Source organism: Radiobacillus sp. PE A8.2 (assembly GCF_045635475.1).
Classification (GTDB): Bacteria; Bacillota; Bacilli; order Bacillales; family Amphibacillaceae; genus JBJGXI01.
Genome location: NZ_JBJGXI010000053.1, coordinates 13,428 through 36,200 on the forward strand (window position 1 = coordinate 13,428; position 22,773 = coordinate 36,200).

A 22,773-nucleotide genomic window follows, 5' to 3' on the forward strand; every position below is an offset into this window, starting at 1 on the left:
TAACATGAGTTGGAAACAAGCAATTGAAAAGACACTTGAAAAAACAAAGAATAATATTAATCGTTATAACGGATTATTTCCACATACAAGTGTAGATGGAGAATATCAGTTAAATGATAATAACAATTGGACAGATGGATTCTGGTCAGGGATTTTATGGTTAAGCTATGAATATAGCAAAGATGAAACTTTTAAAGAAGCTGCTCAGTCATCAGTGGAAAGTTTCCGAAATCGACTTGAAAAAAATATTGGGCTTGAAACACACGATATTGGTTTTCTATATACACCTTCGACAAAAGCGCAATGGATGATCGAAGACGATGAAGCTGCAAAGAAATTATCTTTAGAAGCAGCGGATAAACTGATGGTGCGCTATCGTCCGGAAGCGGGAATCATTCAAGCCTGGGGACCTGTAGGTGACGAGGCGCAGGGTGGACGTATTATTGTTGATTGTTTAATGAATATGCCCCTGTTATTCTGGGCGAGTGAGACTACTGGTGATTCAAAATATAAAGATGCCGCTATCCAATTTGTTGAAAAGGCTCGCAAGTTCTTGATGCGCGGTGATGATTCTTCTTATCATACGTTTTATTTTGATCAAGAAACCGGTGCAGCTATACGTGGAGCAACACAGCAAGGCTACAGAGATGGCTCTACATGGACACGAGGGCAGGCATGGGCAATTTATGGATTTGCACTTGCCTACCGGTACACAAACAACCCACTATATTTAGAAACATCAAGAAGAGCTGCACATTTCTTTGTTAATCATTTACCGGAAAACTATGTAGCACATTGGGATTTTGACGCCCCAGTAGATGAAAACATAAATCCAGATAGCTCCGCTTCTGCGATTGCTGCTTGCGGAATGCTTGAACTACTATCGCATTTGGATAAGAATGATAAAGATGTAGAGTTCTTTGAAGAGGCAATCAACAAGTCTATATCATCATTAGTAGAAGATTATGCAACAGAATCAACGGAGCAAGGTTTAATAGATCACGGTTCTTATAGTGTTTTAGAAAATAAGTCACCTGATGATTTCGTTATTTGGGGAGATTACTTCTATTTAGAAGCGTTAATGCGGTTAGAGAATAAGCATAAAGGTTATTGGTATTAATACGAAAGATGAAGGATGAGCTATGTGCTCATCCTTCATCTTGTTATTTGCTATTTTTATATATTTCACGAACAACACGAAAAGCCTGCTTAGGCTTGCGGTATTCATTGACGAGTCCTTTATTGTTAAAGCCGCGTGCACGATCGCGGAAGTGTGGTTGGTGACTTTGTAAGTCTGCTCGAATATCAGCAAACTGCCAAACGAACGTCCCGACTATTTTGGGGTCGTTATTAAAAATATGGAGTGCGTCACCAACAATTTCTGCTTGATAATCTTCACTAAATAAGCGGTTCTCCCATCCGGTGTCTCCATAAATTCCAGCACCACCGAATTCGGTCATCATAACGGGTTTATCACCTGCACCCATTTTATCAGCATAGGCATGGAAATTTTCCAACATATGTTTAAAGCCGTCTACTTTACCTTCGTACCAACCATGATATTTATTAATACCGATCACATCAAACAATGGTAGTGTAATATCGTTGAGAGGATCCATCGTTGCATACGTAATTAACCTGGATTGGTCCTTGTTTTTTACACGGTTAATAAGGGTAACAGAAAGGTCATATGCTTCTTTGCTGTGGGTCTTAATTTCGTTATGAACAGACCAGAACAAAATCGAAGGATGATGAATATCTCTATCGATCATTTCATCAATCATATGTGATGCCCGTTCGATGACGACAGGATTAGCTAGAGGCTCCACTGGTAAATGGGCACCCCAAATCGGAATTTCACTCCAATAGGCGATCCCACGCTCATCTAAAAGATCAATCCAATACTTACTTTGTGGATAGTGGGAACCACGAACAGCGTTACAACCCATTTCTTCAACAATATCTAAATCCTTTGTCATCAATTTAGCTGGAAAAGCAAAGCCCCACTCAGGGTGTTCTTCATGCCGATTTATCCCTTGAAAGTATATTTCTTCATGATTGATCCGTATTTTTCCGTTTAATGTATCGATAAGACGAAAGCCAATTCGATCAATCTTATCATCTTTTTCTATGTCGACTCTTATTTTATATAATTCTGGTGCACCTACATTCCATAAACGCAGATTTTCCCAACGTTGCTTTATGTTTACATGCTTTGTTTTGCGAGCTCCGATTGAAACGGTTTGATTGTATATATCGTCAGTATCTGCACCAACTTTAACTGGTACCTGCTCGGTTGTGTCAACTAATGAACGTAACTGGACGGTTATATTAACATCTGCTGTTGTGAGAAGGTTAGTATCTTGGTTGTAGTCCACTTGAAAATTCTCAATAAATACATCTGGCAGTGTTTGTAGTTCGACTGGTCGAATAATACCACCATAATGATACCAGTCAACATAATGATATGGAATAGTTGCTTCATCAAGTTTACTATCCGTTCGCACAATCAGTTCATGGTTACCAGCAGATAAAGATGGAATCGTGAAATTAAATGGAGAGAATCCACCGTAGTGATAGCCTAGGTGCTCACCATCTAAATATACATTTGCATGATTTAGAATGCCGTGAAAAATGAGTCGAACGTGTTCTGATGATGGTAAGGTAAAGGTCGTTCGATACCAGGCAACCCCCTCATAATCATATAATCCGATTTCATTGTTCCAACAAGAAGGAACAAACATGGAGCGAGACGACTCAGGAAATTGCTTATACCATTGTTCCTTCAATCCAACATCGTGTGGGTCAACGACAAAGGACCATGCCCCGTTTAATAGTTTAGTTTGCCGCTTTTCGTGTTCTTGGAAAGTTCTTATCAAAAATGACACCTCCAGAAGTTAATAACTGCATTGTATCAAGTATCAAGACAAGATAGAATGAAAGAAACAATACTGTTAATTTGTCAAAAACGCTCCTCGGGAAAGGGTGTTTCCAATGAAGATAGATGAACAATTGGGAGTTCATATTCACTTAATTTATGAAAAACCTGCAATTGCTGGGTGGGAGGATATTCGCCGTTCCTTTGATGTACATAGCTTGTACTGGATTCAAGCAGGTAAAGGTACGTTTTATACTGACAAAGCGCATGAGGTAACACAGGGTATGCTTGTTTATTTAAGACCAGGGCTTAAAATGAGAATGAACGCTGATCAGGATGATCCGCTTCAAATTAAGATGATATTATTTGATTGTGCAACAATCTGCTATAAGGATGGGTCTTGGCATACTGAAGCGATCCATAATAGTTTAGAGATACAATTTCTGCAACAGTTTTCTCCAATAGAAGAAAAGCAAGTCGATAATATGTTTAATCAAATCTTATCCAACGGTAGTTCGAGAAATAAGATGAATGAACTAAAAAGTAAAACTATATTAACTGAACTCATCTACAAACTAATATTTGATGACGACAGACAAGAACTAAAGGATGAGGGAACTGCTTACCATGCATATGTTCAAGCAAAGCATTATATCGAGCAGCACTACAATCAAAATATTAAAGTCAAAGTTTTGGCAGAAAAATTTACTATTTCAACGTCATTTTTGCGGAAAATGTTTCATCAGTTTACAGGAGAGAGTCCAAAACAGTATTTAAATAGAATACGTCACGAGCAAGCCGTGCGATTACTAGTTTATTCGGAGGAATCTATGAAAGACATTGCTTTTGCTTGTGGATACGTAGATGAATATCATTTTAGTAAAATATTTAAACTGCAAGAAGGATTGCCACCAACTAGATTTCGAGAGCAGAAAAGGGTAAAAGATTAGATGGGTTGTAGATAACTCGCTTGAGGTAAAGATAACTCTATAAAGCTGCTTTATTTATATTGGTGGAGAAGTGTAACCTTTTTTAAAAAGTCTCTTTGTAAAAGCTTGTTGTTTTTTTTATTTCATAGTTGAAATAATATAAGTCGTAGTTGGAGAGTGCTTGACCCGCTCCGGAAATGCCCTTCACTTTCCGCGGGGGGCTAGTGAGCCTCGAACTGCGTTCTGCGGGGTCTCACTTACGCCGCTAGTCCCGCAGGAGTCGAAGGGCATTTCCTCCGCTGTTAACTGGATTGCTCCTTACGTCGGGTGGTGATTGGAGCTCCAGGCAGTCGATCCTCGAAAATGAAAACCGCATTTTCTTCGTGCGGTGTAATTCGGGGAAGTTAATTCAATGTCCTGCGGGAAAAGCGCGAGCTGAAGATCCACTAGAGAAGCGCTCTTTGGGACTGCGATTACTCGTCCCACCGAAAACATTTGCTTCTGAGTTAGCTGAAGCCGTGCCTGTTTAAAGAAAAACGCTTTAAACTAGCGAAAAGCGACTGCCTGGAGCGGAAATCACGGCACTACGTTACGACGCATATTAGCTATTTTACGCTATAACAACAATCTTCTAAAAAACAGCCTTTACAAAGGGACAAGTGACATGAAATATGAATATTTCGATATGGTAAAATTGATAAAGAATTACCTGCATAATTACACTTGAAATAGATAGCTAGGAAAGGAGATCTTTAAATGGTTATTTTATATGAAAATAGAGGTGTACCGTTTAGCTTTTTTTCTACTGCAAATCTCACCTTCCATGCACACTTCCATCAACAAATTGAAATACTTTTTGTGTTGGACGGAGAAGTAAATGTGTGCATAAATGGTACTGATAAAGTATTAAATGTTGGGGATCTTGCTATTGCTTTTCCTAATGCAATTCATCAATATGAGACAGAACAATACAGTCAAGTTGCGCTGCTTATTTTTAGCATGGATATTGCGGGCGATTTCTCCACCAACCTCCTCAAATATGAGAGCCCATCCCCTTTTTTATCTAGTAACAAGGTGCATAAAGATATCCCTTATTGCATCAAAGCATTTCAAGAACAACCTCAAATTAAGAACATGGATGTAAGATTAATGAAAGGCTATATAACGGTCATGCTCAGCAGAATCTTTGAAAATTTAAACCTACAAGAAATTTGTAATAGGCATCAATATGAGTTAACACACCAAACCCTTGTTTACATTACTAATCATTTTAAAGAACCGATTACGCTTGAACATGTTGCAAAGCAAATTGGCGCTAGTAAATACCATCTTTCTCGAATTTTTTCGAAAAATATTAGAAGTAATTTTAATACATATTTAAATGCGCTTCGAATCAATCATGCCCAGTACTTATTAAGTGAATCTCAACTTAACATTACTGAAATTGCATTTGAATCAGGCTTCGAAAGTCCAAGAACGTTTTATCGGGCCTTTCAATCCCTTTGTCATACAACTCCGACTGCATTTAGGAAAAAAACAACTAATAACAATACCGTTTCTTAAAAGAATAATTAATAGAGCAATATTTGGCACAAATGAATAAGATTCTGACAAGAAGTATTCGCCTTGAGTTGCTATGCTTAAGCTATAGTTAGAAAGGGGTGTACCATTATAATGAGCAAAAAAGCATTGATTGTTTGGGGAGGCTGGGATGGACATGAACCAGAGCAGGTTGCAAATATTTTCAAAGGAATACTTGAGGAAGAAAACTTTGATGTAGAGGTGTCTAATACACTGGAAGCTTACGCAGATCCTGAGAAACTGAAAGCGTTGGATTTAATTATCCCTCACTGGACAATGGGGGAAATTGACAAACAACTCGTAAACAACGTGTCTGAAGCAATATTGAGTGGTGTAGGCTTAGCAGGGTGTCATGGTGGTATGTGTGACTCCTTTAGAGATAATGTGGATTGGCAATTTATGACGGGTGGCAATTGGGTTGCACATCCTGGAAATGATGGTGTTGAATATTTAGTTGAAGTAAAGCATTCTTCGAGTGCACTTCTAGAAGGGATTAAAGATTTTAAAGTAGTGAGTGAGCAATATTACTTACATGTCGACCCTGCCGTTGAAGTACTTGCAACTACCCGTTTTCCTGTTATCAAAGGACCTCATTCATTAAATACACCGGTTGACATGCCGGTTGCGTGGACAAAACGTTGGGGATTAGGACGTGTGTTTTATAATTCGCTAGGCCATGTGGCTAACATCGTATCAATGCCAGAAGTGTCTCTTATGATGCGGAGAGGGTTTTTATGGGCAGCAGTAGGTAAATTACAGTATAGCGGATTGGAATCACCGAACTATGGAGCATCAGGAAATGGAAATGGTCGTATTTATTCGGGAATGGGAGACAGTCAATAAGATCCAATGGAGGGGAAGGGCATGAGTAAAATTAATATAGGAGTTATTGGTTGTGGAAATATTAGCTCTATTTATATGGAGAACATTCCAAAGTTCGATCATCTTGAACTTGTTGCATGTTCTGACTTAATTATGGACCGTGCACATAAACAAGCAGAAACATTTGGAATTTCGAAAGCGTATACAATTGAAGAAATGTTAAATGATACTAACATTGAAATCATCGTTAACTTGACCACTCCTAAAGCGCATGCAGATGTAAGTATCCAGGTACTTGAGGCTGGAAAGCATGTTTACGTTGAAAAACCACTAGCCGTCACACTTGAAGAAGGTAAAAGGATCATTCAATTAGCAAAAGAGAAGAATTTACTCGTAGGTGGAGCGCCAGATACGTTTTTAGGAGCTGGGATTCAAACTGCTTGCAGCCTAATTGAACAAGGCGAAATAGGGGATATCGTAGGTGCTTCTGCATTCATGATCAATCGTGGACACGAACATTGGCATCCAGATCCAGCTTTTTACTATGATACCGGCGGTGGCCCGATGTTTGATATGGGACCATATTATATCACTGCTCTTATCGCTTTGCTCGGTCCGATTAAACAGCTTTCTGGTTTAACAAGAATTAGTTATCCTGAACGAACGATTCTCAGTGAGCCTAGAGCGGGAGAGGTGATCAAGGTAAATACACCGACACATATTTCGGGAACGATTGATTTCGCATCTGGAGCAATAGGATCAATTACAACTAGTTTTGATGCATTTGGTGGTACTTCTCTGCCTCCGATTGAGGTGTATGGAAGTGAGGGAACATTGCTCGTTCCAGACCCAAATACATTCGGTGGCCCAGTGTGTATTAGAAAGCGTGATGAAAAAGAGTTCACCAACATTCACCTGACGCACAACTATGATGAAAATAGTCGAGGTCTTGGTGTAGCTGATATGGCGAGGAACTTGCTGAACAAGACCCCGCAACGAGCAGGCGTGGAATTGACTTATCATGTTTTGGAAGCCATGCACGGTTTTCATATCTCTTCAAATGAACGTATATTTTATCAAATGGAGAGTACGTGCAGAAAACCAGAAGTTTTTGATACAGGGTTTCATTTCTAAAGATTGAGGGAGGCAGCTAGTGGAGGCTGTCTTTTCTTGTGTAATTTATTTTAATTCTTGCTTTTTTCGTTAAAACCTTGGTTACTCTACTTGCAAAAATTATACATGCTCAACTAGTTAATCTTCCGAAAATAAGTAAAGATTAAATCACTATACATTGTTATCTTTAGTATTAGCCCATCTTATTTTGGTAAAATAAAGACAGTAGAGGTGGTTGGTCGATGCAAAGAATACATAGAGATAGAAAGTGGATGCTTTATCTTTTTATAGGAATAGTGGTTATATCCTTGTTCATAATTGCAATAATTGTATTATCTCGGTCGGATACACCCGAACTGGATTTTAGTAACTTGTTCGGTACAAATGAAGAATCAAGTTAACGAAGGGATTGTTCGAAATGAAAAAAATCGGCGTATTAACCTCTGGCGGAGATTCTCAAGGAATGAATAGTGCAATTCGTTCTGTCGTTCGTACAGGTCTTGCCAATGGTTTTGAAATGATCGGAGTTAAAAGAGGATTCAAAGGATTAATGGAAAAAGATTTCACTAAACTAGAATCAAAAGATGTTAGTGACATTCTGTATCGCGGTGGAACTTTTCTGCAATCGGCTCGTTCAGAAGCGTTTAAAACTGAAGAGGGACAATTGAAAGCTATTAGTAATTTACAGGAAGAAGGTATTGAACATTTAGTGGTAATCGGTGGAGATGGAAGCTATCGAGGTGCTGCGGCATTAAATAAGCGTGGTATTAAAACATATGGGCTTCCAGGGACGATAGATAATGACATCCCACTTACTGATTATACGATTGGGTTTGACACAACATTAAACGTCGTGATGGAAGCAATTGGAAACCTTAGAGACACGATGAGCAGTCATGAACGTGTAAGTGTAATAGAGGTAATGGGTAGAAACTGCGGTGATATTGCACTTCAAGCAGGAATCGCCAGTGGTGTAGATGCAATTATGATCCCAGAACGAGCATGGAATATCGAAGAAATATCTCAGGCACTACGTAGTGGCTTTGACCGTGGTAAAACACATAGTATTGTAATCGTTGCAGAAGGTGCTGGTAAAGCGGACGAGATTGCTCCTTTAATAGCGGAACATAGTGGTTTGGATACACGAGCAACAGTGTTGGGGCATATTCAACGCGGTGGAACCCCGACAGCTTTTGACCGTGTCTTCACGAGTCGCATGGGATATAAAGCAATTGAATTAATTCAAGAGGGCATCTCTGGTGTCGCAATCGGCATAGAAAAGAATGAAATTACTTATCATAGCTTTGAAGAAATCTTTGAAACTAAAGATGAAGTCAATCAAAGGTTCTATAAGCTGTTTCAAGATCTTGTGTAATTTCTAACTAAGAAAGACGTTACAAGTATAATTTCATTACCGTAACGCCTTTCTTAATTCATTTTTTTTAGGAAAGTATATAAATTTGTACAAGTGTCTAGCTACAATCGTCAGAAACGTAGCCATGTCACGAATCGCCCTACGATAAGTCATCATTGATTCAGGTTTTATGGAGGTCGACTAAGAGCGGACTTGTCGTCGAACGTCAACATACCCCTTATGCAGGGGCATGATTCCTTTATCTTAGTCGATTCGCTCCAGTCGATACCTTTCTAGACGTGCGCCCTAAGTTTTTCTTATTTTCTAGCACTTTTCATAAGGGCACTTAATAAAAGTACTAAGATAATTGCCCCGATTAGAGCAGGAATAAGTGGGAATCCACCGATAATTGGACCGAAGTCACCCAGTAAAAATGTACCAATCCATGCGCCGACAAAACCAGCAATAATATTACCAATGAGACCACCTGGGACATCACGCCCAATAAGTAATCCTGCAAACCAACCGATGATTCCACCGACAATTAAAGACCAAATGAATGATACCATAAATAAAACCTCCATCTTTTTTAGCATCTCTTCTAATTAATTCCACATAAATAAAACTTGAAACATTTTTATTTTTCTTACACTGTTGCGCAGCACTTTGTAATAGAACATCTGCATATCAAAAATTTACTAACAAATAATATATTTTATTAAAGCGTTTAGAGGGAGACTGAAGGAAGTGAAGCACAATTTCATCTCAAATCTTGAATCAACAATCGGTGTGTCAGATTTCCTTAAAACAATAGATTCTATGGGGTAGGGCTATCCATTGTTGACGCAAGAATACATGATTTACCTTTAGTATATGTGAATAAGGGCTTTTTAGAAATGACTGGATATAAAGAAGAAGAGGTTCTTCTTAACAATTGTCGATTTCTACAAGGATTTGACACAGATGAAAAAGAAATAAACAAGATTCGAAAAGCAATTAAAAAGTTAAAATCGAATTCTGTTCTTTTGAAAAATTATCGAAAGGATGGCAGTTATTTTTGGAATCAATTCATTATTAGCCCTATCTTTGATAATAAGAAGGCGATATATTTTATCGGTTTACAATTTGATGTGACAAAGCAGGTAGAAGAAAAAACAAGTTCCCAACAAAAAATTCAAAGTCTCTCAAATTTTGATCAATTGACTGGTTTAATGAAACTAGACTACTTTATGGACACATTACAAAAAATGATGAATCAACCTTCTAAAATCACTATTATTAGAATTAACTTAAATCGGTTTAGAAATATTAACAATAGCTACGGGGAGCACGTTAGTGATGGCGTGCTAGTAGAGGTTGCGAACCGTCTAAAATTAGTATTTAAGAAAAATCCGATATCAAGAAGTTTCGCTGATGATTTTATCGTCTTACACAGTCCAAAAGACACAATGGAATTAGAAAATGCATTATTGGCAGTTGAATTAGAACTAATAAAGCCATATACATTACTTGGAGAAGAAGTTTCTGTTGATTTTAGCATTGGCATTAGTCAATACCCGCAGGACGGGATTGATGTAGAGCAACTGCTATCCTATGCAGCTTTGGCCGTGCGTCAAGCGAAGTTAGATTCGCATAGTACCCATTACTTTTTTAACGGGGCATTGGCGGAAAAATTAGATCGACGAATGACCATAGAACGAAACTTTGCTAAAGGACTGCAAAATAATGAATTTGCAATCCATTATCAAGCAAAAGTTGCCGCAGATTCATCTGGAATTGTAGGGATGGAGGCTCTTGTAAGGTGGCATGATTCGGAAAAGGGGTTAATTAGTCCTGGAGAGTTTATCCCCATTGCAGAGGAAACAGGTTTTATTATTGAATTAGGTGCTTGGGTGTTATTAGAGGCGTGTAAAGCGAATAAAAAATGGCATGATAGAGGGCTATTAAAGGTTCCAGTATCTGTTAATGTGTCGGCAGTGCAGTTCGTACATCCTAATTTCACTAAAATGGTACAAGACGTATTAAAACAAACTGGTTTGCCTGTCCGATATCTAGAATTAGAAATTACGGAATCGTTATTGATTAACCCAAGCATGGTATTAGAAAAGCTAAGAGAGCTAAAACAAATAGGTGTAACGATTTCGATTGATGATTTTGGTTCTGGATACTCTTCTATAAATTATTTGAAAGAGCTACCCATCGATACGCTGAAAATTGATCGTGCATTTGTAACGGAAATACCTCACTCGCCAAAAGACAATGCTTTATTATTATCGATTATTCAACTGGGAAAATCACTCGGCTTGTCTGTTTTAGCGGAAGGAGTAGAGGTAGAAGAACAAGTTTCTTTCCTGTCTAAAAGTGGCTGTGACACGATACAAGGATTTTATTTTAGTAGACCATTGGACGAAGGAGCAATGGAAGAAAAATTAAAACAATAAAATAAATTTTAGAGTGAAGGATCAAGTATTCCAAGAGAACGGTGGTAAGCTTTTGCAATCCGCCTGTTCTGCGATTAGCTAGTTATATAGCTGATATGGCATTGACGGAAATTAATTCCAACTCTATAATTTAAGTATATATGAAAACGTTGTCATGCTAGTTCACTCCATAGTTATCATCACATTCATTTCAAAAATACATTGGTCGGATATAATTTTTTATACAAGTTCAAAATGGTATTAAATCAGTATTTGGAATTGACTAATGTAAAAAAATTGACTCATTAATTATTGGTGCACTAGTCCGCATAGGTATCATTAACCAATAACTTTATAGTATTTCTACCTACGAAAGGAGGGGTATGGGTTGTTCACAAGGACAAGAGTTTTTTATTCTAATTTGCGGATTAAATACAAAATGTTATTATTGATCTCCTTTATCTTGTTTGCATTTAGTATTGGTGGATTAGCCATTTTACAGCATGCTTTTCATGTTTACAATCAAGAGATTTATCGACAAACAGCTCAGTCCTTAAGCGTATCATCCAATTCCATTGAAAATGAACTTAAAAACATGGAACGATTATCGTATCAAGTAGCGACAGACATTTATGTGCAAACATATCTGAGTCGGTTAAGAAATAGTGAAAATGAGTTTGAGGAATTCTTAATTGGGGTGGATTTAAGAAAAAGATTACTAGAGATTGGTGGTTTAAAGCGACATGTGGAATCACTACAAGTCTATGATTCAGTTAATCAAGAATATTCATCTGGTAATCATATCGTTATGCTTCGCGATGAGCGTTTAGAGCAAATTAAAGAAAAAACAGCCTTGCAGAAAGGTGGAGTTGAGTGGATTTATCCAGATGACACCGATTCAGCTTTAATTGCTGCTAGACAGGCGCGGTATTATTTCGATTTATCGTTTGAACCAATCGGAATGATTGCGGTGCGCATGAATCTATCTGATATTGTTGGAGATTTCTCCAATAGTTTGAATGAAAAAAATGCACAACTTGCTATATTTGATGAACATGATCGACAAATTTACCCGATTGAAGACCAATTATCTAAAGTGTATACATCTGGTATGGAGAGTGCTAAAGGTTATAACTTGGTTAAAGATCAAGGGGAAAGATATTTTATTACCTATAGCCCAGCAAGGCATACGAAATGGACGTATATGATCGTTACGCCTTACGATAGTATGTTCCACGTTATCTCAACTGCACGATTTGCAGTAATAGCCTTGTACATCCTTTTGTTTATCGTATTATTTATTATGGGGATGCGGTTTGTCAGTGGAATTACAGAGCCTATTGAAAGTTTAAATAAAAAAATGGAAAAGGTGCAAACCGGTAATCTTAATTTAGATATTGATGACTCCATCCGGATGCCGCTCGATGAGACTGGACAAATGCACGATAATTTTAAAAAGATGATGAACCAAATTAACCAACTAATTTCTGAAAATTATAAAAAACAACTTGCAATTAAGGATTCCGAATTTAAAACACTTCAAGCACAAGTAAATCCTCATTTCTTATATAACACCTTAGAGTCAATTAATTGGTCTGCAAAAATGGAAGGACATCAAAAAATATCTAGAATGGCTGAGTCACTTGGATTTATATTACATGCTTCTATTAATATGAAAGAGTCAGTTATTCCACTACAAAAAGAATTAACGATTGTTGAAAGCTATATAACAATTCAATCATATCGCTTTGAAGAAAGGTTAGTGTTTCACACAGATATACCGAATTCTATTCTACATTGTATTGTTCCTAAGTTTGTTTTACAGCCTTTAGTAGAAAATTCAATCCGTTACGGGCTGCAAAGGATGGTTGGTACTTGTACGATTTCAATTATAGCGAAACAGGTAGGCGACAATATACAAATAACAGTGGAAGATAATGGACCTGGAATGGATCAAGTGTACTTAGCAAAATTGCTGAAAGGTGATTATGAACCACAAGGAACAGGTATTGGTTTGAAAAATATTAATGATCGCATTGAATTATTATTAGGTAGTCAATATGGCATCGAAATCGAAAGTGAAAAAAATTACGGAACTAAGGTGCACATTACTTTGCCTTATGAAAGTGAGGGAGATCATGTACAGAGTGTTATTAGTAGATGACGAGCGAACGATTTTGGAAGGAATCTCAACAATTGTAGATTGGGAGAGTCAGGGAGTATTATTGGCTGGCACGGCTATGAATGGACTCGATGCAATGGAATTCATAACAGAGCAGGAGCCTGACATTGTGATAAGTGATATTACGATGCCAGGATTAGATGGAATTCAATTATTAGAAAAGGTTCGGGAGGATTTTCCTGCAATAAAATGGATATTTTTATCCGGATTTAGTGAATTTGAGTATGCACAAAAAGCGATGCGGTTTGGGGTCAAGCACTATTTACTCAAGCCTTGTAATGAAAATTATATTACACAGGCATTAAGCGATATTGTAAAAGAACTGGAAGAACAAAAACAGAAACACTTATATTTGGAGGACATAGAAAAGAAGGCAGATGAATTTAGTTATCAGGAACAAGAAATTATTTTTAAGGAATTACTAACGAATGTAGAAAGATCAGACGACAAAGTAGATTACTTTAAAAAACTTATGAAAGACAAGTTATCAGTGGAAGGTAATGTTCGATTGCTATTATTTCACCTTGAAAGTCCATATAAATTTGAACGATTAGCTTTATTAAAAGAAACGGTTGCAGAAGTGTTAGGTGTACGTATTTTTATCACGTATACTGGGGTAGGAAATGATTTGATTGTGCTAATTAATGATGATTTAATGGAAGGTCAACTTAAAGACTTAATTGTAAATGTACAAAGCAATTATATTCGTCATGATAAGTTGGGTGCAACGATAATCGTTAGTGACATGTGTGATATATATATGATGAATCAAGTGTATCATGACATGTATAAGCAATTAGGACAACGATTTTATTTAGGTGCTGGATGTATAATTCTACCAAATAATCAACGAGTCTTTAGTAATAATGACAAACTATTATATTCCTATGATATGGAAAAATTAATTTTACTTGTGAAATCCTCCCATTATGAAGATGTACTTTCTGAGTTAGATTATTTGTTCAGTGAAATTGAGGGCTTACAGTTAAAGCCTAGTCTTGTAAAATCCTATTTTATTCAGTTATACCTTGCGATCGCGAAGAAAAGTGTACGTCATTATCAGGAAGATTATTTAATAGAGGTTTCTAGATTGGAAGAGATGGCAACACTAGAAGCTTTTAAACGTTTTTTCGAAGAAGTATGCTTGTATATTATTCAAATTAATAAACAGACAAAAGGGAGTAGATACTCGGCGGTAGTCGCAAGAATGATCGAGGAAATCGAGCGCAACTTAGAGAATCCTACATTATCTCTCCAATGGATGGCTAATGAGAAATTGTTTATGAACTCCGATTATTTAGGTAAGTTATTTAAAAAAGAAGTAGGAGAGAGATTCTCATCTTATGTAACGAATACTAGGATCGAAAGGGCAGTTCGAATTATTGAGCAGGAAAATGATATTAAAGTATTTGAGTTAGCGGAAAGGTTAGGGTTTGGTAATAATTCGCAATATTTCAGCCAGATATTCAAACGAATCACAGGTTGTACGCCATCAGATATTATAAAATCTAGCTAGTTAATAATTTAAGGTTTCCATCTAAGGGTGGAAACTTACTTTTTTCAAAGACTCTTTTCGTAAATTCTGTTGTTTCAAACTTCATAATTGAATGAACATCCGTCGTAGTTTGGAGCATGCTTGACCCGCTCCGGAAATGCACTTCGCGCACCTTAGGGGGGTTAGTGAGGCCACTGAAAAAGTCCGATAAATTTTGAAAAGAGTGAATACCAAAAAATCCATCCCCACTTTCCGCCTAAAAATCAGAAGTAAATCGAACTGGTTTCTCCACTTTTCTATAGAAAAGTAGCAAGATTTTGGGATAGTGTTTTTGAAAAAACTTCATTTTTAACAGACAAAGACTTTTTCAGTGGCCTCGCCGCTAGTCCCGCAGGAGTCGAAGTGGATTTCCTCCGCTGCTAACGGGATTGCTCTTCATGTTGGGTGATTGGAGCTCCAGGCAGCCGACTCCAGCTGAAGCCGTGCCCGCGGAAAGCGACTGCCTGGAGCGGAAATCACGAGCACTACGTTACGCCGCATACTAGCTATTTTACGCAAAAACAGCAATCTTTTAGAAAAGAGCCTTTTTATTAGATATGAAAGCATATAAAGTTCCGCTGAGATGTCTAGCCCCAGACACCCGCAAGCTTTTCTTATTTTGACAACAAATAATCTAGTAATTAATAATTCGGACAAGATTCTTGTCTTTTTTTTAAACACTTACATCTGTTTTGTTTATATTCAGAGTATTAGGAAATCTGATATTATAGTAACTGTAATCGCTTTCAAATTAAAGGGGAGGGAAAAAAATGAAAAAGAATTTATTGATACTTCTTGGTATCGTCATGATGGTATTAGTTTTAGCTGCATGTAATGGTGAAGAAACAACAGGAGATTCAAATGAAAACACAAATGCAAACACGGAGGAACCTGCAACTAATGATAATTCAGATTCAGATAATGAAGCTGATGCTGAAGATATTACACTAAGAATTGCTTGGTGGGGTTCCCAGCCACGACATGATTATACAGTAAAAGTTATTGAAATGTACGAAGAACAACACCCAGGTGTTACGATCGAGCCAGAATATGCTAGCTGGGATGATTACTGGCAAAAGCTTGCTCCTCAAGCGGCTGCAAATGAATTGCCAGATATTATTCAAATGGACTTATCTTATTTAACACAATACGCAGAGAATAACCAGCTAGCTGATTTAAATCAGTTCATAGGAAATCAAATTGATACGTCAAACATTTCTGACTCAATTATTTCTGGTGGTCAAGTTGGCGATGGCGTTTTTGGATTTAACTTAGGGGTTAACGCAGTAGGTTTCCACTACAATCCAGCTTTATTAGAAGAAGTAGGCATTGATGAGATTGCTGATGACTGGACTTGGGATGATTACCAAGAGATGTCACAAAAAGCAGTCGATGCAGGATACTATTTTGATACAGGTTTGAAAGCAGATGTATTCTTTAATTACTACTTACGTACACAAGGGAAACGTCTTTATGCAGCAGATGGTAGTGGATTAGGATATGATGATGATCAACTATTTGTAGATTTCTTCTCAATGGCGGCCGAACAAGTTGAAGCTGAAGCAACGCCAACGCCGGACTTTTTAGCACAACTTGCTGGTCCAGAGGATGATCCAGCAGTAAAAGGGGAAGCAGTTGGTATTTTCCAATGGTCTAACCAGTTTGTTGGATTAGAAGACATTTCAGGATTAGAATTTGACATGGCTCCAATGCCTGGTCCAAATGTGGCAGACGGCTTATTCTTGAAGCCTAGTATGTTCTTCTCAATCTCAGAAAACTCGGCTCAAAAAGAAGCTGCAGCAGATTTCATTAGTTTCTTTGTAAATGATGTTGAAGCAAATAAACTAATTTTAGGTGATCGTGGTGTACCAGGATCTTCTGAAGTAAAAGAAGCACTTAAAGCAGAGATTTCTGCTTCACAAGCTGAAGTATTTGAATATATTGCATGGGCAGAAGAAAATAGTTCTGCAATGGGTCCAGCCGATCCTGCAGGAGCTGGAGAAATTATTGAACTTCTTGACAGCTTATCTGAACAAATGAACTATGGTCAAATTACTCCTGCTGATGCAGCTACTAACTTTAGACAACAAGCAGAAAGTATATTAGGAAATTAAAATCTTTCATGAAACGATAGCTGATCAGCTTGATCAGCTATCGTTCATATACGCTTACTTCAGAAGAAGGGAGATGAGTAAATGAGTACACACGTAAGACAAAATTTGTGGGGATACTTTTTTATTGGTCCATTTATTATTGGGTTTTTAGCTTTTACGATCATTCCAATCCTTGCCTCACTATATTTTTCATTTACATCCTATGATTTATTTTCGGCTCCGCAGTGGATTGGATTTGAGAATTTTAAAAATATGTTTACGAGTGATCCAAGATATCTTCACTCGCTAAAAATAACTTTCATCTATGTTTTTGGAGGAGTTCCGCTACGGTTAGCATTTGCATTGGTAGTCGCGATGTTACTGAATACAGCTTCTAGAGCAGTAGGATTGTACCGGACGATGTATTACTTACCATCATTAATTGGTGGAAGTGTTGCCGTTGCGATTATGTGGCGTAATATTTTTGGTGATGATGGGATCGTTAACTTGGCTTTATTAGGACTAGGGATGGATCCAGTTCGTTGGTTCGGTGATCCAGCAGCAGCATTATGGATGCTAATCGGATTGTCCATATGGCAATTTGGGTCCTCTATGCTTATTTTCTTGGCAGGATTGAAGTCAATTCCACAAAGCTATTACGAAGCTGCAAGTGTAGATGGTGCTAGCTTTTTCCAGAAGTTTTTTAGTATTACAATTCCAATGTTAAGTCCGGTTATTTTGTTTAATGCAATCATGCAGACAATTGCTGCATTTATGACCTTTGTTCCAGCGTTTATTATTTCAAAAGGGACAGGTGGTCCGTTAGATGGTACCCTCCTTTATTCACTATATTTATTTAAACAAGGTTTTGAATTTTTCCACATGGGCTATGCCTCGGCAATGGCTTGGGTCATGCTTGTAATTATTGCTATTTTAACATCGATTATCTTTTTCTCATCACGTTACTGGGTGCATTACGAATCGGAAGGAGGCAGATAACCAATGCGTACATCGGTTGAAAAACAGGTGCAATACAGGCAAAATCGAATTTCCATTAAACCTAAAAAGATTCTATACCACGTACTAGTTGGAGGATTTGCTATCCTGCTGCTTTATCCAGTTATATGGTTATTAATGAGTTCCTTCAAAGTGAGTGAGCAAATTTTTATTACTGCGGACTCTTTAATACCTAATCCGTTTGTCTTAGGTAATTACGCACAAGGATGGCAAGGCTTTGGTGATTACTCCTTTGGTGTGTTCATCAAAAATACGGCGGTTTTTGTATTATTCGTATTAGTCGGCCACTTGATTTCTTGTTCATTAATAGCATTTGGCTTTGCTCGATTGAGATTCATCGGTAGAGGCTTCTGGTTTGCGATTATGATAATGACACTGATGTTACCTTATGAAGTTGTAATGATTCCGCAGTACATCATTTTTGCGAAGCTTGGTTGGCTCAATTCGTTGAAGCCATTAGTAGTCCCGGCCTTCTTTGGACATCCATTTTTCATATTCTTGCTTGTTCAATTTATTCGGACGATTCCACGGGAATTGGATGAAGCGGCAACGATTGATGGATGTAATACCTTTAGCATTTATTATCGGATTATCCTACCATTAATCACACCAGCATTGGCAACGACAGCAATCTTTACGTTCTATTGGACGTGGGATAACTTACTCGGTCCGGTGCTGTACTTGAACAGTCCTGAGAAATATACCGTTTCGATGGCACTGAATATGTTCTTAAGTAATGAAACAGTTTCGAATTGGGGCGCCATGTTCGCCATGTCAGTTGTTACTCTAATTCCGGTGTTTGTGATTTTCTTCATTTTCCAACGTTATGTTGTAGAAGGAATCAGTACGAGTGGTTTAAAAGGATAACGCAGCAACTTGGACGGTTATCTGAGGTAATTACTAGTTGTAGTTACCTCATTACAGTTCCAAAGGGGAAGGGTGGATAATATGGCAGTACTTAATAAATGGTTAGATTGGGTAACCAAAATTGCATACCTTAACATACTATGGATTGCTTTTTCGATAGCTGGATTAGTTGTGTTTGGACTGTTTCCTGCTTTGACAGCTACATTCACTGTTGCGAGAAACTGGGTGACAGGAAAAAGTGACCTTCCCGTATTTCGAACATTTTGGAATGCTTATAAGCAGGAGTTTGTGAAGAGTAATCTATTAGGGTATGTGCTATCTATAATTGGTTATATATTATATCTGGATTTTGTTTTCCTTACTATATCATCAAATGCTTACGTCAGTATGCTAACAATTCCATTTGTACTAATTGCATCCATATTTGTGTTATCGGCACTTTATGTGTTTCCAACTTTCGTATACTACGAAATGAAGCTGTTTCAAGTAATTAAGAATGCTTTTTTTATTATGATTATGAATCCACTTCCTACAATCACAATGGTGATAGGAGTTGGTTCCATTATCATTATATTATGGACATTTCAAGGTTTAGCTATATTTTTCAGCACTAGTCTATTGGCTGTAGTTATAATGTTGGCTGCCCAACGAGCGTTTAAAAAAGTGAATGAAAAGCAGCAACTATATGCTGAACAGACTGCTTCACATGTGATCAAATGACATGTTTGAGAATGGGTGAGCCTTAGTTTGTTTGGCTGCTTTTTATTTATCTTAAAATAAGCACTACAAGCATAGATGGATAGGTCTTGTTCATAATAAGAAAACATTTTTAAAAATTGGACATGATTTCTCCATTTGTCTGATTAGGAGGTAAGTGGTTGAATGGTACATGGAAAGGTTGCGTTAATAACAGGTGCTGGCTCTGGGATGGGGCGCGTGGTTGCTCTACGTCTGGCTAAATCGGGTGCAAAGGTTGTGTTAATCGATCTTCATGAGGAAGCAATCAAAACAACGAAAAGAGAGATTGAACAAATTGCCGGTTCAGCCTTGGCAGTTCCGTGTGATATTTCAAGATCAACAGAAATGAATGCTGCATTTGAACAAGTGGCGAAGAAGTGGGACCGGCTTGATGTTGTGTTTGCTAATGCCGGAATTGTTGGAATGTTGAATTCAATTGAATCGATGGAAGTAGAAGACTGGGAAAAAACGATTAACATTAATGTAACGGGCACCTTTTTAACTGTGAAACATTCGATTCCACTATTAAAAAAACACGGTGGGAGTATTATCATTACCAGTTCTGTAAGTGGAAATCGTGTTTTCTCACAAGCAGGCTTCTCAACCTATAGCACCTCTAAAGCAGCACAGGTGGCTTTTATGAAAATGGCGGCTTTGGAACTTGCTACCTATAAAATTAGAGTGAACGCAATATGTCCAGGTGGAATTAAAACAGGTATTCAAAAATCGATAAAAAAATCTGAACATTTGAATGACATTCGCATTCCTCATAAGTTTCCAAAAGGTGATCAACCATTAGAGCATGATAAAGGAACGCCAGAGCAAGTAGCTGATTTGGTGGAATTTTTAGCGTTTGAAAAATCCTCGCACATTACTGGTACAGAGATTTATATCGATGGTGGAGAGTCGCTTCTTCGAGGATAGCTTCTGAATGAAATATCATTAATAAAAGGCGGAGGGGAACGTCATTGAAAAAGATAGTAGTTTGTGGGATTAGCAACCGGGCGTTGGGGATGTTTATTGAGCCGGTCTTAAACGATTTTCATGAAGGTAACCAGATTGTAGGTTTACTTGATGTAGATCCAAGAAGACTTGAGTTGTGCAAAGAAATCTACCCTGTTTTATCTAATGTACCTGTCTATTACCCAGAGCAATTTCAGCAAATGGTGGAAGAAATAGCACCGAACACCGTAATTGTTGCAAGTAGGGATAACACACATATTGAGTATATTTTACAAGGGCTTGCTAATGATCTAGATGTAATTACAGAAAAGCCGATGGTAACCACTGCGGAGGATGCTCGAAAAGTAATGGAAGCGGAAGCAACTAGTGCTGGCAATGTTACAGTTGCTTTTAATTATCGATATAATGCATTTCATAGAAAAATTAAAGAGTTAATTCTAGATGGTAAAATTGGGCGAATTACTTCGGTAGATTTAAATTGGTATATTGATACGTATCATGGTGCTAGTTATTTTAAAAGATGGAATCGCAAACGTGAATTGTCGGGAGGGTTGTCGATTCATAAATCGACACATCATTTTGATTTAATCAATTGGTGGTTGGATCAAAATCCGGTTGAGGTGTTTGCTTACGGGGCACTAAATTATTACGGAAAAGATGGAGAGTTAAACCCGAGTCCAACTGATAACAGATATTGTGGCACATGCAGTGAACAGCTAAATTGCGATTATTATATGCGCTGGTCTAACCGACGCCATTCGTTAAAAGTAAAAGACGACCATATAAAATCAGACAGTGATAAAGAGCCAAGCTACTCCAATTATCGGCCAGATGCATGTATATTTGACCATGAAATTGATATAGAAGATACATATGTGGCAACTGTCAAGTATGATAAAGGCGCCTTTCTAAGCTATTCAATCAATTTCTCTGTTCCTTATGAGGGATACCGGTTGGCTATAAACGGCACAAAAGGAAGAATCGAAACAACCGAGTATCATGAACCTAGTCGAGTTCCGTTTCCGATTCCAGAGCAAACGATTGATTACTATCCTTTATTTGGTTCAAAAGAAACGATTCATGTTGTACAGTCAAAAGGTGCTCACGGCGGTGGAGACCCACTAATTCAAGAGGAGCTTTTTTTAGGAGTTGACCCAACACGACCTTATAAAATCTTAGCAGGAGCAGAAGCAGGCGCGTACTCCATTGCTGTAGGAGAAGGTGTGTGGAAATCTAGCAAGACAAATCAGCCAGTCCGTGTAGATGAACTATTACAATCAACCGTCATAAAAGATTATTAGTTTACGAGTATGCTATAGTGTTAATAAATTATAGAGATGAGGATAAGGAGGAAGCTAAAGTGAGCAAAGGAAATAGTCATTGGATCATACCAGATGGTTATATCCCGCCAGAAAGTACTGGAGGATTAACAAGTCATGAATCTATTTGTGTATTAAATTGTAACAATGAAGACGCACAACTGTTCATAACGATTTATTTTGAGGATCGAGAACCAATTGAAGAAATAGCAGTAACGGTACAAGGAAAAAGAACGAATCATATACGAACGAGTGGTCTTGCTAAAAGTGGGGAATATATTCCAGTTGGCGTGCCATATGCGATCGAAGTGAATAGCAATATCCCGATTATTATACAATATAGTAGGTTAGATTCTACACAACCAGAACTAGCTTTAATGTCAACGATGGCTTACCCTTTGTAGTATGGTTAAACCACGAAGAAACAGAAAAGGCTAATCACTTCATCCCTCTGATTAGCCTACCTTTAAAATCTCTCAAGTTACTTTAATAGATTTTCCTCTTTTGCTCCAAGACATATTTAAATCACTTGGTAATGCCCATTTAGCATAACACTCAGTTAATGCCTCATTTAATTCTTCTACCCAAAATAGCTTATACTTGTTATCAAAATTAACCATGGTACTAGGAAATGTAGGAATATCTCTTGCAGACTGATGAAGCGCTTGAATGCTCTGCACATGAGTGGTTGCTGCCTCTGGTCCACACAAAATATGTTGGTTCCCTTGCTTTATCGCATCGACGCAAACGCGCAGTTTTGCGAAATAATCATGATCAGGATTGCCATATGATTTTATTGTGCCATCGGAGCAGGTAGCTACGATTGAACGGTTATGTTCATTGTGCGTATAAGTAACCGTAGCCTCCTCAAATTCGAGTTCGAAACAAGGATCTATCCCGTCTTTAATAGCATGTGAAGCATAGAAATAAATGTCAACGTGATCTTCCGTTTTGATATGTAGT

Annotated in this window: 19 protein-coding genes and 1 pseudogene; 17 read left to right on the plus strand and 3 right to left on the minus strand. The window is 37.7% G+C overall.

Going from position 1 to position 22,773, the window contains the following annotated elements; all coding sequences use genetic code 11:
* Nucleotides 1-4: 4 nt before the first annotated feature.
* Nucleotides 5-1,120, plus strand: a complete 1,116-nt coding sequence (locus ACI6MV_RS20995; RefSeq protein WP_407272286.1) for a glycoside hydrolase family 88 protein — start codon at nt 5-7, stop codon at nt 1,118-1,120.
* 43 nt (nt 1,121-1,163) lie between these two features.
* Here ACI6MV_RS20995 and ACI6MV_RS21000 read toward each other — a convergent pair whose 3' ends face one another.
* Entirely contained in the window at nt 1,164-2,879 is a 1,716-nt protein-coding gene (locus tag ACI6MV_RS21000; RefSeq protein ID WP_407272287.1) for a glycoside hydrolase family 2 protein, read from the minus strand.
* A 115-nt stretch (nt 2,880-2,994) separates the two neighbouring features.
* Here ACI6MV_RS21000 and ACI6MV_RS21005 point away from each other — a divergent pair, with 115 nt between their 5' ends.
* The 6 genes from ACI6MV_RS21005 (at nt 2,995) to pfkA (ending at nt 8,698) form a co-directional block, all read left to right on the plus strand.
* Nucleotides 2,995-3,828: an AraC family transcriptional regulator gene (locus ACI6MV_RS21005; RefSeq protein WP_407272288.1), complete on the plus strand. Its 834-nt coding sequence runs from the start codon at nt 2,995-2,997 to the stop codon at nt 3,826-3,828.
* 735 nt (nt 3,829-4,563) lie between these two features.
* Nucleotides 4,564-5,370 (plus strand): AraC family transcriptional regulator, encoded by an 807-nt coding sequence (locus ACI6MV_RS21010; RefSeq protein WP_407272289.1) that lies wholly within the window; start codon nt 4,564-4,566, stop codon nt 5,368-5,370.
* Nucleotides 5,371-5,481: 111 nt separating this feature from the next.
* On the plus strand, nt 5,482-6,231 hold the full coding sequence (locus ACI6MV_RS21015; RefSeq protein ID WP_407272290.1) for a ThuA domain-containing protein: 750 nt from the start codon (nt 5,482-5,484) through the stop codon (nt 6,229-6,231).
* A gap of 21 nt (nt 6,232-6,252) precedes the next feature.
* On the plus strand, nt 6,253-7,344 hold the full coding sequence (locus ACI6MV_RS21020) for a Gfo/Idh/MocA family protein (protein WP_407272291.1): 1,092 nt from the start codon (nt 6,253-6,255) through the stop codon (nt 7,342-7,344).
* Between the two features lie 221 nt (nt 7,345-7,565).
* On the plus strand, nt 7,566-7,724 hold the full coding sequence (locus tag ACI6MV_RS21025; protein ID WP_407272292.1) for a hypothetical protein: 159 nt from the start codon (nt 7,566-7,568) through the stop codon (nt 7,722-7,724).
* Between the two features lie 17 nt (nt 7,725-7,741).
* Nucleotides 7,742-8,698 (plus strand): 6-phosphofructokinase, encoded by a 957-nt coding sequence (pfkA, locus tag ACI6MV_RS21030; RefSeq protein ID WP_407272293.1) that lies wholly within the window; start codon nt 7,742-7,744, stop codon nt 8,696-8,698.
* A gap of 296 nt (nt 8,699-8,994) precedes the next feature.
* Here pfkA and ACI6MV_RS21035 read toward each other — a convergent pair whose 3' ends face one another.
* Complete coding sequence (locus tag ACI6MV_RS21035) at nt 8,995-9,246, minus strand: GlsB/YeaQ/YmgE family stress response membrane protein (RefSeq protein ID WP_407272294.1); 252 nt, start codon at nt 9,244-9,246, stop codon at nt 8,995-8,997.
* A gap of 306 nt (nt 9,247-9,552) precedes the next feature.
* Here ACI6MV_RS21035 and ACI6MV_RS21040 point away from each other — a divergent pair, with 306 nt between their 5' ends.
* The 10 genes from ACI6MV_RS21040 (at nt 9,553) to ACI6MV_RS21085 (ending at nt 22,214) form a co-directional block, all read left to right on the plus strand.
* Nucleotides 9,553-11,118 (plus strand): EAL domain-containing protein, encoded by a 1,566-nt coding sequence (locus ACI6MV_RS21040; RefSeq protein WP_407272295.1) that lies wholly within the window; start codon nt 9,553-9,555, stop codon nt 11,116-11,118.
* Nucleotides 11,119-11,536: 418 nt separating this feature from the next.
* A complete protein-coding gene (locus ACI6MV_RS21045; protein WP_407272296.1) occupies nt 11,537-13,261 on the plus strand; it encodes a cache domain-containing sensor histidine kinase in 1,725 nt (574 codons plus the stop codon).
* Nucleotides 13,236-14,795: a response regulator gene (locus tag ACI6MV_RS21050; protein WP_407272297.1), complete on the plus strand. Its 1,560-nt coding sequence runs from the start codon at nt 13,236-13,238 to the stop codon at nt 14,793-14,795. The genes ACI6MV_RS21045 and ACI6MV_RS21050 overlap by 26 nt, the downstream gene beginning before the upstream one ends.
* A 788-nt stretch (nt 14,796-15,583) precedes the next feature.
* Complete coding sequence (locus ACI6MV_RS21055; RefSeq protein ID WP_407272298.1) at nt 15,584-16,927, plus strand: ABC transporter substrate-binding protein; 1,344 nt, start codon at nt 15,584-15,586, stop codon at nt 16,925-16,927.
* Between the two features lie 81 nt (nt 16,928-17,008).
* On the plus strand, nt 17,009-17,905 hold the full coding sequence (locus tag ACI6MV_RS21060) for a carbohydrate ABC transporter permease (RefSeq protein ID WP_407272299.1): 897 nt from the start codon (nt 17,009-17,011) through the stop codon (nt 17,903-17,905).
* Between the two features lie 3 nt (nt 17,906-17,908).
* Nucleotides 17,909-18,790, plus strand: coding sequence for a carbohydrate ABC transporter permease (locus ACI6MV_RS21065; RefSeq protein WP_407272300.1), 882 nt, complete (start codon nt 17,909-17,911; stop codon nt 18,788-18,790).
* 81 nt (nt 18,791-18,871) lie between these two features.
* Nucleotides 18,872-19,510 (plus strand): YesL family protein, encoded by a 639-nt coding sequence (locus tag ACI6MV_RS21070; protein ID WP_407272301.1) that lies wholly within the window; start codon nt 18,872-18,874, stop codon nt 19,508-19,510.
* 162 nt (nt 19,511-19,672) lie between these two features.
* Nucleotides 19,673-20,452, plus strand: a complete 780-nt coding sequence (locus tag ACI6MV_RS21075) for an SDR family oxidoreductase (protein WP_407272302.1) — start codon at nt 19,673-19,675, stop codon at nt 20,450-20,452.
* 44 nt (nt 20,453-20,496) lie between these two features.
* Entirely contained in the window at nt 20,497-21,792 is a 1,296-nt protein-coding gene (locus ACI6MV_RS21080) for a Gfo/Idh/MocA family protein (RefSeq protein ID WP_407272303.1), read from the plus strand.
* 59 nt (nt 21,793-21,851) lie between these two features.
* Nucleotides 21,852-22,214: a sensory rhodopsin transducer gene (locus ACI6MV_RS21085; protein WP_407272304.1), complete on the plus strand. Its 363-nt coding sequence runs from the start codon at nt 21,852-21,854 to the stop codon at nt 22,212-22,214.
* Nucleotides 22,215-22,286: 72 nt separating this feature from the next.
* On the opposite strand, the pseudogene ACI6MV_RS21090 reads toward ACI6MV_RS21085, so the two are convergent.
* Nucleotides 22,287-22,773 (minus strand): annotated as a pseudogene (locus tag ACI6MV_RS21090) (Gfo/Idh/MocA family protein); the annotation flags it as partial.